This window comes from Bradyrhizobium sp. cir1, from assembly GCF_014198245.1.
In the GTDB taxonomy this organism is placed as follows: domain Bacteria; phylum Pseudomonadota; class Alphaproteobacteria; order Rhizobiales; family Xanthobacteraceae; genus Bradyrhizobium.
The window spans coordinates 163,737-176,557 of the sequence record NZ_JACIHE010000012.1 but is presented as its reverse complement, the minus strand read 5'-3'; the positions used below and the strand labels follow the sequence as shown (position 1 = coordinate 176,557).

The following is a 12,821-nucleotide window of genomic DNA, read 5'->3' as shown; positions in this document are numbered from 1 at the left end:
TCTCCCTCTCCCCCGCTTAGGGGGAGAGGGAGGAGAGACATCCCATGCGCATCGCACTGATCCACGCCCTCAAGCATTCCATCGCGCCGATCGAGGCGGCATTCGCGCAGGCGTGGCCGCAGGCGCGGCTGATGAACCTGCTCGACGACAGCCTGTCGGCGGATCTCGCGCGCGACGGTGAGCTCAACGATGCCATGACCGAGCGTTTTCTCGCGCTCGGCGACTACACGGCGGCAACGGGGGCCGACGCGATCCTGTTCACCTGCTCGGCGTTCGGTCCTTGCATCGAGGCCGTCGCACAAGCGCATGCGCCGATGCCGGTCTTGAAACCGAATGAAGCGATGATCGAGCGCGCGGTGACGATGGGCAAACGGATCGGCCTGCTCTCGACCTTCCCGCCGACGCTGGTCTCGATGCCGCCGGAATTCCCCGCCTCGGTCCAGGTCGTGCCGAAACTCGCCGAGGGCGCGCTGGCGGCGCTCGACCGCGGCGATCGCGCCACACACGACCGGCTGATCGCGGAAGCCTCGCGCGACTTACGCGATTGCGATGTCATCGCACTGGCGCAGTTCAGCATCGCGGCGACGGCGCCGCTGGTCGCCGAGGCGACCGGCCGCCCTGTCGTGACCACTCCCGATAGCGCTGTCGACAAATTGATGAAACTACTGCAGGCGAAGGCTTAAGCGCCAATCTTTTTCCGCCGCCGCGCATCCTTGATCGCAGCAGCCAGTGCCGCCTTCGTCTCATTGACGAAATCCTCGACCAGCTCCTCGCGCGTGGCGTGCGCGGCTTCGCCGGTGAACAGGCCCTGCTCGGCCAGCATCACCACGCCATGCAGCGCCGCCCAGATCTTTAGCGCCTGGCGTTCGCGCAAATAATCGACCGCGGGCGCTTCCAGCGCTTCGATCACCAATGCAAACGTCTCGCGCGTGGCCTCGTGCAGTTCGCTGCCCTTGGCGGCGCATGAGACGGTGCGGGACGCGAACATCAGGCGATAGATGCCGTTGCGGCGCAATCCGAAGTCCAGCATCGCCTGCGCCAGCAACGACAGCTTCGACTGCTTTGACGGTTTCGCCATCGCCGCCCGAAAGATTGCACTGAGCTGCCGGAATGCTTCCGCCGTCACCGCCGTTAGCAGCGCATCACGGTCGGCGAAGTGCCGATACGGCGCCGGCTGCGAGACGCCGAGCTGTTTCGCCAGCGCCTTGATACTGATCGCTTCCGCGCCACCCTGCTCGGCTTCGCGCAACGCGGCCTTGATCAGGGCGTCGCGGAGATCGCCATGGTGGTAGGTATTCTCGGGCTTGCGAGCGAGTTGTGAGCGCATGTTACGGCGAAGCCTATAAGTTTGCGCTTGACAGGGGAAGCCCGGCGCGAATGTAATAGCATATAACTTAGACCGAGCGGCAAATGCCGCCGATAAAATGACATGAGGAACGCGGGCCGCCTTTCGCGCGCACGCAAACGACCAAGGAAGCCGCTATGGCAGCGCGACTGAAGGTTCACGTCGATCCCGACAAATGCCAGGGCCACGCCCGCTGCAAGGCGCTGGCGCCGGAGCTGTTCGAGCTCGACGAATACGGCAACGCCCACGAAGCCGGCGATGGCACTGTCCCGCCGGGACTCGAGGACAAGGCGTGGCTTGCCAAATCCAACTGCCCGGAAATCGCAATCGATGTGATCGAGGAGTAGCGCGGCCTCCGGCCGACCCGCCTGCATTCAGCGAACACAGCCCCAAGGGATCTTTCGAGATGTCCGACGTTAGCCAGCCTGTCGCCCATCCGCCTGTCACCGACTGGGTCAACGATTTCGACCACACCGATCCGCAATGGACGGACGATCCCTTCCCGATCTGGGATGAGTTGCGCGCCGCCAGCCCGGTCGTGCACACCGAGCGGTTCCTCGGCTGCTACATGCCGACGACCTACGAGGCCGTGCGCGAGATCGCCAACGACACCGAGCATTTCTCCTCGCGCCGAATCATCGTCCGCGACGTGCGACCGGAGATTGCCAGGAACGCCGCCCCTCCGATCACCTCCGATCCGCCCGTGCACAAGCCGGCCAAGCAGTTGCTGCTGCCGCCGTTCACGCCGGACGCGATGAAGAAGCTCGAGCCGCGCGTCCGCGCAATCTGTAACGAGCTGATCGACGGCTTCGTCTCCGACGGAGAGGTCGATGCCGCCGCGCGCTACAGCAAGTACATCCCGGTTCGGGCCATCGCGCATATGCTCGGCATTCCCGAGAGCGATAGCGATCTCTTCGTCAACTGGATCCACATGATCCTCGAGCTCGGCATCAAGGACGAGAGCAAGCTGCTCCAGGCCGTGCAGGAGATGAGCGACTATTTCAGGGGGCATATCGAGGCGCGGAAGAAGAAGCCGACCGACGACCTGATCTCCTATCTGATGCAAGCCAAGGACAAGGAGGGCAACCCGCTCGAGGATTCCCACGTGCTGGGCTCGTTGCGCCTGCTTCTGATCGCCGGCATCGACACCACCTGGAGCGCGATCGGCTCATCGCTGTGGCATCTCGCCAGGACGCCCGCCGACCGCGAGCGCCTGATCGCCGAACCCGGACTGATGCCGACCGCCGTGGAAGAGCTGCTGCGCGCCTATTCGCCGGTGACCATGGCGCGCGAGGTGGTCAAGGAGACCACGATCTCGGGCTGCCCGGTCAAGGCGGGCAACATGGTGCTGCTGTCCTTCCCGGCCGCCAACCGCGATCCAAGAATGTTTCCGGACGCTGACAAAGTCGTGATCGACCGTCGGGAGAACCGCCACGCCGCCTTCGGCCTCGGCATCCATCGCTGCGTCGGTTCCAACCTTGCGCGAATGGAGATGCAGGTTGCGCTGGAGGAATGGCTGAAACGAATCCCGGATTTTCGCCTCGATCCGGCAGGCGCCGTGACCTGGTCGCAGGGTACGGTGAGAGGCCCCCGGCAGTTGCCATTTCTGCTGGGAAAGGCGATGTAGGCCTTCTAAGCAAAGGAAGTGGGAAGGCCGGACGTGACAGAGCAAGCAATCAAACCGGCCTCCGCACATTTTGACATTGCCGACGCCGAGCGGCGGATCAAGGCGATCTTCATCGGCTCCGTCGGCAATCTCGTCGAATGGTACGATTTCTACGCCTATACGGCCTTTGCTCTCTATTTCGCTCCGGCCTTCTTCCCCGGCAACGATCCCGTCGTCCAGCAATTGAACGCCGCCGTCGTGTTCGCGGCGACCTTCCTGATGCGTCCCCTCGGCGGCTGGTTCTTCGGCTACCTCGCCGACCATTTCGGCCGGCGCATCTCCCTGACGCTGTCCGTCGTCTTCATGTGCTTTGGCTCGCTGATCATCGCGCTGACGCCGACCTATGCCACGATCGGCTTTGCCGCGCCGGTCATCCTGGCGCTCGCCCGCGTGATCGAAGGCCTCAGCCTCGGCGGCGAATACGGCGCCAGCGCCACGTATCTCAGCGAGGTCGCCGATCCCAAGCACCGCGGCTTCTATTCCAGCTTCCAGTACGTCACCCTGATCGGCGGCCAGCTCACCGCGATCATCGTGCTGCTGCTCCTGCAAAAGGTCTTCCTGACGCCGGAAGAGCTGAAGGCCTGGGGCTGGCGCATCCCGTTCGCAATCGGCGCGGCGCTCGCGATATTCGCCGCGGTGATGCGCCGCGGCCTGCACGAGACCGAGGCCTTCGAGGAGGCCAAGAAGGTGGTGAAGCCGACCGGCTCGATCACCAATTTGCTGCGCTATCCGCGTGAGCTGCTGCTGGTGGTCGGCCTCACCGCCGGCGGCACCGCGGCGTTCTACACTTTCACCACCTACATGCAGACCTTCGTCAAGCTCTCGGTCGGGCTGACCGAGGACCAGACCACCTTCGTGATCTTCGGCACGCTGATCTTCGCGACCATCCTGCAGCCGATCTACGGCGCCATCTCCGACAGGATCGGCCGCAAGCCGCTGCTGATCTTTTTCGGTGTCGCCGGCACGCTCGCAACCGTTCCGCTGCTGATGGCCCTGAAGGAGGCCAAGTCGCCCTTCATGGCTTTCATCCTGATCTGCTGCGCCTGGCTGTTCGTCGCCGGCTACACTTCGATCAACGCCGTGGTAAAGGCCGAACTGTTCCCGACCAATGTCCGCGCGCTCGGCGTCGGCCTGCCCTACGCCATCACGGTCTCGATCTTCGGCGGCACCGCGCCGGCGATCGCGCTGTACTTCAAGACCATCGGGCACGAGGACTGGTTCTATTACTATCTCGCCGGCATCATCTGCCTGTCGCTGATCATCTATTCCACCATGCGCGACACCAAGCACGCTTCCGCAATGCACCGTCACGAGTAGCTCATGGCCGACGACGAGCCGCTGCCCGACAGCAAGCTGACGCGCACCAAGGAGAAATGGGCGCGCGAAGGCCGTTTCCTGACGGGCAAGATCACGCGCCCGGAAGACCAGCGCCTGCCGCCCGGGCAGCACCTGACCAAGGACTGGCCGGTACTCGATCTCGGTGTCATGCCGCCGGTGTCGCGCGAACGCTGGCGGCTCGATGTCTACGGCGCGATCGAGAACCCCGTGTTCTGGACCTTTGCCGAGTTCGCGGCGCAGAAGCAGGACCATTTCACTTCCGACATTCATTGCGTGACGACCTGGTCGCGCTACGACAACGAGTGGGAAGGCCTCGCCACGCGCGAGCTGCTCGCCGTCTGCCGGCCGCGCGAGGATGCACGCTTCGTCGTGCTGCATTCCTATGACGGCTACACCACCAACCTCGCGCTGGAAGACTTTGCCGCGGAGGACGCTCTGCTCGCCCATAGCTGGTCGCGACAGCCGCTGACGGAGGAGCACGGCGGCCCGGTGCGCCTGATGGTACCGCATCTCTATTTCTGGAAGAGCGCGAAATGGCTCCAGGCCATCGAATTCCTGACCGAGGACGCGCCGGGTTTCTGGGAAGTCCGCGGCTATCATAACCGCGGCGATCCCTGGGCCGAGCAGCGCTATTCGGACGACTAGAATTCAAACAGAACGGGGGAATCCCATGCCCACGGAACGCTTTCAGTTCACCGGAGAAGGCGGCCATCAGCTTGCGGCCGCGCTGGAGCTGCCCGACGGCGAGCCCGCCGCCTACGCGCTGTTCGCGCACTGCTTCACCTGCGGAAAGGATACGCTGGCGGCCAAGCGCATCTCGGTCGCCCTCGCGGCCAGGGGCATCGCGGTGCTGCGCTTCGACTTCACCGGGCTCGGCTCCAGCGAGGGTGATTTCGCCAATTCGACCTTCTCCTCCAACGTCGCCGATCTCGTGCGCGCCGCCGATCATCTGCGCAGCGTCCGCAAGGCACCGTCGGTCCTGATCGGCCACAGCCTCGGCGGCGCGGCGATCCTGGCCGCAGCCGGAAAGATTCCCGAGGCAAGGTCGGTGGTCACCATCGCGGCGCCCTCCGATCCCGCCCACGTCACCGGCCTGTTCAAGGAGCACATCGACAACATCCGTACGCAGGGCGAGGTCGAAGTCTCGCTCGCGGGGCGCCCGTTCCGGATCAAGCGTGAATTCCTCGACGATATTGCCGAGCACGAGCTGATGAAGGATGTCACCGGCCTGCACAAGGCGCTGCTGGTGATGCATTCGCCCGTTGACGACACCGTCGGCATCGACAACGCGACAAGGATTTTCGTTGCGGCCAAGCATCCCAAGAGCTTCGTCTCGCTCGACCACGCCGATCATCTCCTGACCAGGCCGGCCGATGCGCTCTATGCGGCCGACGTGATTGTTGCCTGGGCGAGCCGCTACATCGACACCGCAAAACCCGCGAAGGTGATGGATCTCCCCGAGGAACCGCGCAAAGTGGTCGTGCAGGAGACCCGCAAGAGCAAGTTCAACCAGACCATCACCGTCGGCCCGCATCATCTGGTGGCAGACGAGCCCGTCGCGGCCGGCGGCGAGGATGCCGGTCCCGGCCCCTATGACTTCCTGCTCGCGGGCCTCGGGGCCTGCACGTCCATGACCATGCGCCTCTATGCCGACCGCAAGTCGCTGCCGCTCGAGCGCGTGACCGTCACGCTGAAGCATTCAAAAATCTACGCCAAGGATTGCGCGGAGTGCGAGACACGCGAGGGCATGCTCGACCAGATCGAGCGCGACATCGCGATAGACGGTGCGCTCGATGCCGAACAGCGCAAGAAGCTTATGGAAATCGCCGACAAGTGCCCGGTACACCGGACGCTGACATCGGAGATCCGCATCGTGACGAAGGCCGTGGAGTGAAGCGGCGCGTTATTGTTTTGAGCATGATCTATTCGGAAAATCGCTCACACTTTTCCGGATCATGCTCTAGAAGCACGACGCCATCGTCCGCACGGCCGCGCTGATCTCGCTCTCGCGCCACGCCGCAAAGCCGAGCAGCAGGCCGTGATCGCGCGGCTTGCCGAGCGCCAGGCTGGATATGGCTCGCGTGACAACGCCCGCCTCCATAAGCCGCTTCACCGCCGCCTGATCGGCGCGCCCGCGCTTGAGGCGCGCCACGAGCTGGATGCCGCCCGAGGGCACCTCGACCGTGAGCACTTCGCCGAGATGTCGCTCCAGGCCCTCGACGAGATGATCGCGACGCGCGTGATAGAGCCGGCGCATCCGCCGCAGATGCGCGAGGAAATGCCCATCCGCAATGAACTCGGCCAGCGCTTCCTGGATATGACTGGCGGCGATCAGCCCGATGTGCCGCTGTGCGATCTCCAGCGTGCTGACCAGTGCCGGCGGCACGACGAGATAGCCGAGCCGGATATCCGAGATCATCGCCTTGGAGAAGGTGCCGACATAGAGCACGCGGCCGTGTGCATCGAGGCCCTGCAACGCCGGTACCGGCCGGCTGTCGTAGTGGAATTCGCCGTCGTAGTCGTCCTCCACGATCCAGGTCTTGCCGGGCCTGCTTGCCCTGAGAAACTCGGTGCGGCGTGCCAGCGACATCAGCCGTCCGGTCGGATGCTGGTGCGATGGCGTCATGAAGATCAGCGTTGGCGTCGCCAGATCCGCAATCCGCTGCATGCCCTGCTCGTCCAGCTTGATGCCGGTCACGCGCGCACCGGAGGCGCGGAAGGCGGCCGCGGCACCGGGATAGCCGGGATCCTCGACCCAGACCTCATCGCCGGGCGTGATGACGGCAGCCGCAATCAAGGTGAGCGCGGCCTGCGCGCTCGGCAAAATCAGGATCTGGTCCGCCGTGGCGCGAACGCCTCTGCTGGTCGCGAGGTAATGCGCCAGCGCCTCGCGCAAGCGCGGCCGGTTGACCGGTCCGAGCTCGCGCCTGGCTGCCCCTACGGCGCTGCGGCGCAGGCAGCGTCCCCAGATTTCCTTCGGAAACTCTCTGGCGTCGCCATGCCCCGGACGCAAGGGCCTTAGCGGCGCCAGATAAGACATCGGCCAGTCCGTCTGCTTGAGCTTTGAGGCCCAGGGCGAGAGCCGCGGCCTGACGGATCGTGGGCTCGACGCGACTGTGCGCACCCCTTCGATGCGTTCGCCGCCGTCGATCGTCACCACCGGGCGGCGGCCGTGCGACGCCTCGAGATATCCCTCCGCGGCGAGTTGCTCGAACGCGTAAGTGACGGTGTTGCGGGAGACGCCGAGATCGCCTGCAAGCCGGCGGCTCGACGGCAGCGCATGGCCCTTGCCGAGGCGACCGCTCGCAATCAGGCTGCGGAGCTGACCCGTCAATTGCGCCGCCAGCCCCTCGTCGTCGGCGCGATTGAGGTCGATCAGGCCGGCTATCATGCCCTCGGAAACTGGCACCTTATTCTTCTCCAATCTGGCACTTTTTCGGGTACCAGACGAGATGCTATCCGCCGGACTGGACTGCTTCAAGGATGATCTTGCGATGAACTCCCTGTCCCCTCGCGCCGCCATCGGCCTGTTCCTCATCGTCGTGCTGGCCTGGGGCGTGAACTGGTCGGTGACGAAACAGCTCGTCCAGTTCCTTTCGCCATTATGGACTTCAGCGATCCGGAGCTGGATCGCGCTGGCCGGATTGTTCGTGATCCTTGGGCTGAGCAAGAATCTGGTGATCCCGGAGCGGCGCGACGTTCCGGTGGTCCTGAGCGTGGCGCTGCTGCACATGACGGTATTCTCGGTCCTGGTTGCGGCCGGCGTCCGCTTCCTGCCCGCGAGCAAGGCCATCGTGCTCGGCTACACCACGCCGCTCTGGGTCGCCATCGCCGCGCCCCTGCTGGGAAAGGATACGCTGACCGCGCCAAAGCTCGCCGGCGCCCTGCTCGGATTGATCGGCCTTGCCGCGATCCTGAACCCCGCGTCCATTGACTGGACCAATGCGAACGTCGTGCTCGGTGCCGGCATGGTGATCCTGGCCGCGATCTCGTGGGCCGCCAACATCATCTACATCCGCGCGCACCGTTGGATCGCGTCGCCGCTCCAGCTCCTGATCTGGCAGGTGCTGGTCGCGACGATCGTGCTGACGGGGTCGGCGGCGGTCACGGATGGCCTGCCCCACGTGGAATGGTCGTGGAGGCTCGTCTTGCTGTTTCTATACTCCGGCCTGATCGGGACGGCGCTGGCTTATTGGGCGATGTCGATGGTCAACAAGAGCATCTCGGCGCTGACGACCTCGCTCGGCACCACTGGGACACCGCTGGTCGGCATTGCCAGCGCGGCGATCCTGCTGGGCGAGCCGATCGACATGAGCCTTGCTGTCGCGGCCGGACTGATCGTCACCGGCATCGGTCTTGCGACGCTGGGTGACCGGCTGCTGCGCAGTCAGGCCACCGCGAGCGGCTGAACGCGCAAGCTTCCGCGCAGGCCCGCCGCGGTGCCGAGCAGGATCCCGGCAACCGCAATGAGCGAGCCCAGCGCGAGGGTCGAGACACCGGTGAGCCCCTGCCCAATCGAGCAGCCGAACGCCATCACGCCGCCGATCCCCATCAGCGCAGCACCCGTGCCCGAGCGCAGCATATGGCGTGGCGATGAATAGCCTTCGAGCTTGAAGCGGCGAGTTGCGAGTGCCGTCACCAGACTGCCGGCGAAGACGCCGGCAACCGTCGCGATGCCGAAGTTGAGCGTCAGCCCGGTCGAGAGCATGGCATATTGCAGGGCGTCCGCGATCGGCGCGATGAAGGTGAGCGAGGTCACCGGGACGGGATTGAAGTCGTCGGCACCGAGATAGCCGGTGACGTACCAGCTGCCGGCGACGAGGAGGCCCACGACGATGCCCGCTGCGATCTGGCCGGGCGAGCGGCGGAACGCCGGATGGGCAAAGGCAAACAGGATCAACGCGACGACGATCGTCGCAGCGGCAAGCGAGCGCGAAAGCCCTTCTGTGAGTCCGAGCGTCGCCAGCACGGACGGCAGCGAACTTGCGCTGACCGTGGTTTGCGAGGCCTGGACCAGCGCAATGCGCGCCGGCGCGATCAGGCCCTTGAGCGTCATCTGCGCAGCGATGGCCAGCACGATCACGACGACGAACGAGCGGAGATTGCCGCGCCCGAGCAGCACCAGCGCACGCGAGCCGCAGCCGTTCGATAGCACCATGCCGTAGCCGAACAGCAGGCCGCCGAGGAACAGCACCGGCACCGAAAAGGTTGCTTGCAGGTAGATCGACTTGCCGAGATCGACGGTGCCGCTGCCGGCGAGGAACTGGCTCGCGGCGATCGCAACAGCGATCGCCAGCGCGTAGGTTCGCACCAGCCGCCCGTCGCCCTCCGCCAGAAAGCCGCGCATGCTGCTCATCAGGCAGAAGCCGCTGAGCAGGCCGACAGCCCCGTAGACGAGGCCGATGGCGAGGCCGGCGAGAATGACGAACTGGGTGGATTCCATCGGTTGTTCTCAGAACTCTCGCCATCCTCCGTCATTGCGAGCGCAGCGAAGCAATCCAGCCTTTCTCCGCGGATGCATTTCTGGATTTCTTCGCTGCGCTCGCAATGACGGTGTGTTACGGCTTCAGGATCACGCGGTCGCGCGACGAGCCGGCGACGGCGACGTATGCCTCCTTCGCGCGCTCCAGCGGATAGATCGCATTCGCCTTGATCGGGAACGGCTTCAGGTGCCCGCTCGCAAAGCCCGGGCCGAGGTCGCGCAGCACCGCACCTGTCGCGGCGGAGGACAGGCCGAGCGTATCGATGCCGACATAGGTGTGCTGTCCCCGGTAGAATTCGAGGATGTTGAACTGCACGATGCGGTCGATCGCGGCGATCAGGATCTGACGGCCACGCAAGGCGAGCGACTTGTGCGCTGCCTGGAAATAGGGATCGCCGACCGTGTTGAAGACGATGTCGGCGCCCTTGCCGCCGGTCAGTTCGCGCACGCGCGTGGCAACGTCGGTGGCGGAGGCGTCGATCACCTCGATCGGCGCGTTGGCATGGCCCTCATAAGCTTCCGCCTTGCGTACCACGCCGATGACCCGCGCCCCCTGCCAGGTCGCGATCTGCACTGCGGCCTGGCCGACCTTGCCGTTGACACCGAACACCAGAACGGTCTCGCCGCTCTTCGGCACACCGGCGCGGCGAAAGCCTTCCATGGCAGTGACGAAGGGCACGCCGATGCCGGCGGCCTCTTCCCAGGACACCGTCTTGGGCTTCTCCACGACCGCATCGGCCTCGACGACGAGATGGGTTGCGTGGGTGCCGTCGCGGCGGATGCCGAGATCACCGGACGAGCCGAACACCTCGCGGCCGACCGTGCCGACCGGCCCGTCGATCACCACGCCGGCGTAGTCGCGGCCGGGGGTCCGGGGGTACACGGCATAGGGCATCAGCCCGGTCGCAGCCTTGACGTCGGACGGGTTGACGGCGGCGGCCTTCACCTCGATCAGGAGATCGTTCGGCCCGCGCGCAAGCGTCTGGCGCTCGACGCCAGGTGCAAGCGCCGCGGCGTTTTCAGCTTTGGCGTTGAGGCGCACACAGCGCGCTTCGACAGTTCTGGCATCGGCTGGTGACATGAAAAGACCCGCGATTTCTCGCGGGCCTTGTCGCCTCTGGGGCCGGTCAAGTCAATCCGTCAGGTCAATCCTTGGGCCGCTTGTCGTAGAGCCGCTTGGCCTTGCCGAGCGAGCGCTCCAGCGTGGCCGGCGCAACCACCTGAACCCTCGAACTGACGCCAATCGTGTTCTTGATGTGTGTCGAGACCCGGTCGGCATGATCGACGAGCCCGCGGCCGTCCCAGCTTTCGGGCCGCGCCTCGGCGATGATGGTCAGCTCGTCCATGCGGCCCTCGCGGGTGAGTTCGAGGATGAAATGGCCGCCGCACCAGTCGGTCGCGAGCAGCACCTCCTCGATCTGGGTCGGGAACAGGTTGACGCCGCGCAGGATGATCATGTCGTCGGAGCGGCCCGTCACCTTCTCCATCCGCCGCATGCCCGGCCGCGCCGTGCCCGGCAACAGCCGCGTCAGGTCGCGGGTGCGATAGCGGATCACAGGAAAGGCTTCCTTGGTGAGCGAGGTGAAGACCAGTTCGCCCTTCTCGCCATCCGGCACCACCGCGCCGGTCTCGGGGTCGATCACCTCGGGGTAGAAATGATCCTCCCAGATGTGCAGGCCGTCCTTGGTCTCGATGCATTCCTGCGCGACGCCCGGGCCGATCACCTCGGACAGACCGTAGATGTCGGTCGCATCCATGTCGAAGGCGTCCTCGATCTCGCCGCGCATCGCATTGGTCCAGGGCTCGGCGCCGAAGATGCCGACCTTGAGCGAGCACTGGCGCGGATCGAGCTTCTGACGCTTGAACTCGTCGAGGATTGCCAGCATGTAGCTCGGCGTCACCGTGATGATATCGGGCCGGAAATCGTTGATGAGCTGCACCTGCCGCTCGGTCATGCCGCCGGAGATCGGCACCACCGTGCAGCCGAGTTTTTCAGCGCCGTAGTGCACGCCGAGACCACCGGTGAACAGGCCGTAGCCGTAGGCGTTGTGGATGATCATGCCGGTACGGCCGCCGGCGGCGCGGATCGACCGCGCCATCACCTCGGACCATGTGTCGATGTCGCGTTGGGTATAGCCGACGACGATCGGCTTGCCGGTCGTGCCGGAGGAGGCATGCACCCGCACCAGCTTTTCGCGCGGCACGGCGAACATGTTGAAGGGATAGTTGTCGCGCAGGTCCGTCTTCACCGTGAACGGAAATTTTGCGAGATCGGAGAGTTCGCGAAAGTCCGATGGATGCACGCCCGCCTTGTCGAACGCCTTGCGGTAATGCGCAACATTGTCGTAGGCGTGCTTCAGCGACCAGGCCAGCCGCTGCTTCTGCAGCGCCATGATCTCCTCGCGCGAGGCGCGCTCATGCGCGTCCATCTCGGCGCTATAAGCGTTGCCACCTTCCTTGAGCCTCGTCAGAGCCATGCTCGTTTCCCCACATTGGTTTCTTTTCTTTTTGGTTTTATTGATCTTGCGCCGGCAGCCACGTGCCGGGAATGACGCGCGAATGCCCGCGGAATTCCGCGATGACGGCCTCGCCCGCCGTGACACGTACGTCGTAGATGCCGGAGCGGCCGCCGCGGGTGATCTCCCGCGCCTTCGCAACGAGTCGGTCGCCGAGCCTGCCGGGCTTGATGAAGCTGATCTGCCCCTGCGCCGCCACCACGCGCTCATTGTGCGAGTTGCACGCGAAGGCAAAGGCGGAATCGGCGAGCGTGAAGATGAAGCCGCCATGGGCGATGCGCTGGCCGTTGACCATGTCCGGCCGCACCGTCATGGCGAGCGTCGCGAAGCCCGGGCCGATCTCAACGATCTCCATGCCGAGACCCTTGGAGGCATCGTCTTCGGTCCACATCGCCTCAGCGCAGGCGCGGGCGATATCCTCAGGCGACAGGGCGGCTTTGACGTTCACGCGCTTCTCCCGGCCAATTGTTTGCA

The 12,821-nt window shown here is 65.1% G+C and carries 13 protein-coding genes; 7 read left to right on the top strand and 6 right to left on the bottom strand.

Annotated features, from left to right (window positions below; translation table 11 throughout):
• Positions 1–44 precede the first annotated feature (44 nt).
• On the top strand, positions 45–683 hold the full coding sequence (locus tag GGD63_RS23965) for an aspartate/glutamate racemase family protein (protein WP_183245613.1): 639 nt from the start codon (positions 45–47) through the stop codon (positions 681–683).
• Here the strand turns inward: GGD63_RS23965 and GGD63_RS23960 are convergent.
• Complete coding sequence (locus tag GGD63_RS23960) at positions 680–1,327, bottom strand: TetR/AcrR family transcriptional regulator (protein ID WP_183245612.1); 648 nt, start codon at positions 1,325–1,327, stop codon at positions 680–682. The two genes, GGD63_RS23965 and GGD63_RS23960, sit on opposite strands and share 4 nt — an antisense overlap.
• A 155-nt stretch (positions 1,328–1,482) precedes the next feature.
• Between GGD63_RS23960 and GGD63_RS23955 the strand changes: the two genes are divergently transcribed.
• Genes GGD63_RS23955 through GGD63_RS23935 form a run of 5 tightly spaced genes read left to right on the top strand, consistent with a single transcriptional unit; the run spans position 1,483 to position 6,243 of the window.
• Positions 1,483–1,692, top strand: a complete 210-nt coding sequence (locus tag GGD63_RS23955; RefSeq protein WP_128952982.1) for a ferredoxin — start codon at positions 1,483–1,485, stop codon at positions 1,690–1,692.
• A 59-nt stretch (positions 1,693–1,751) separates the two neighbouring features.
• A complete protein-coding gene (locus tag GGD63_RS23950) occupies positions 1,752–2,972 on the top strand; it encodes a cytochrome P450 (RefSeq protein WP_183245611.1) in 1,221 nt (406 codons plus the stop codon).
• Between the two features lie 33 nt (positions 2,973–3,005).
• Positions 3,006–4,328 (top strand): MFS transporter, encoded by a 1,323-nt coding sequence (locus GGD63_RS23945; RefSeq protein WP_183245610.1) that lies wholly within the window; start codon positions 3,006–3,008, stop codon positions 4,326–4,328.
• A 3-nt stretch (positions 4,329–4,331) separates the two neighbouring features.
• A complete protein-coding gene (locus GGD63_RS23940; protein ID WP_183245609.1) occupies positions 4,332–4,994 on the top strand; it encodes a sulfite oxidase-like oxidoreductase in 663 nt (220 codons plus the stop codon).
• 25 nt (positions 4,995–5,019) lie between these two features.
• On the top strand, positions 5,020–6,243 hold the full coding sequence (locus GGD63_RS23935; RefSeq protein ID WP_183245608.1) for a bifunctional alpha/beta hydrolase/OsmC family protein: 1,224 nt from the start codon (positions 5,020–5,022) through the stop codon (positions 6,241–6,243).
• A gap of 66 nt (positions 6,244–6,309) precedes the next feature.
• On the opposite strand, the gene GGD63_RS23930 is transcribed toward GGD63_RS23935, so the two are convergent.
• Positions 6,310–7,740, bottom strand: a complete 1,431-nt coding sequence (locus GGD63_RS23930) for a PLP-dependent aminotransferase family protein (protein WP_183245662.1) — start codon at positions 7,738–7,740, stop codon at positions 6,310–6,312.
• A gap of 103 nt (positions 7,741–7,843) precedes the next feature.
• On the opposite strand from GGD63_RS23930, the gene GGD63_RS23925 reads away from it, so the two are divergent.
• Positions 7,844–8,758 (top strand): DMT family transporter, encoded by a 915-nt coding sequence (locus tag GGD63_RS23925; protein WP_183245607.1) that lies wholly within the window; start codon positions 7,844–7,846, stop codon positions 8,756–8,758.
• On the opposite strand, the gene GGD63_RS23920 is transcribed toward GGD63_RS23925, so the two are convergent.
• The 4 genes from GGD63_RS23920 to paaI all read right to left on the bottom strand — a co-directional run bounded on the left by GGD63_RS23920 (position 8,737) and on the right by paaI (position 12,795).
• Complete coding sequence (locus tag GGD63_RS23920) at positions 8,737–9,792, bottom strand: YeeE/YedE family protein (protein WP_183245606.1); 1,056 nt, start codon at positions 9,790–9,792, stop codon at positions 8,737–8,739. The two genes, GGD63_RS23925 and GGD63_RS23920, sit on opposite strands and share 22 nt — an antisense overlap.
• A gap of 115 nt (positions 9,793–9,907) precedes the next feature.
• Positions 9,908–10,912, bottom strand: a complete 1,005-nt coding sequence (locus tag GGD63_RS23915) for a zinc-binding alcohol dehydrogenase family protein (RefSeq protein ID WP_183245605.1) — start codon at positions 10,910–10,912, stop codon at positions 9,908–9,910.
• A 64-nt stretch (positions 10,913–10,976) separates the two neighbouring features.
• Positions 10,977–12,308, bottom strand: a complete 1,332-nt coding sequence (paaK, locus tag GGD63_RS23910; RefSeq protein ID WP_183245604.1) for a phenylacetate--CoA ligase PaaK — start codon at positions 12,306–12,308, stop codon at positions 10,977–10,979.
• A 37-nt stretch (positions 12,309–12,345) separates the two neighbouring features.
• On the bottom strand, positions 12,346–12,795 hold the full coding sequence (paaI, locus tag GGD63_RS23905; protein WP_183245603.1) for a hydroxyphenylacetyl-CoA thioesterase PaaI: 450 nt from the start codon (positions 12,793–12,795) through the stop codon (positions 12,346–12,348).
• Positions 12,796–12,821 lie beyond the last annotated feature (26 nt).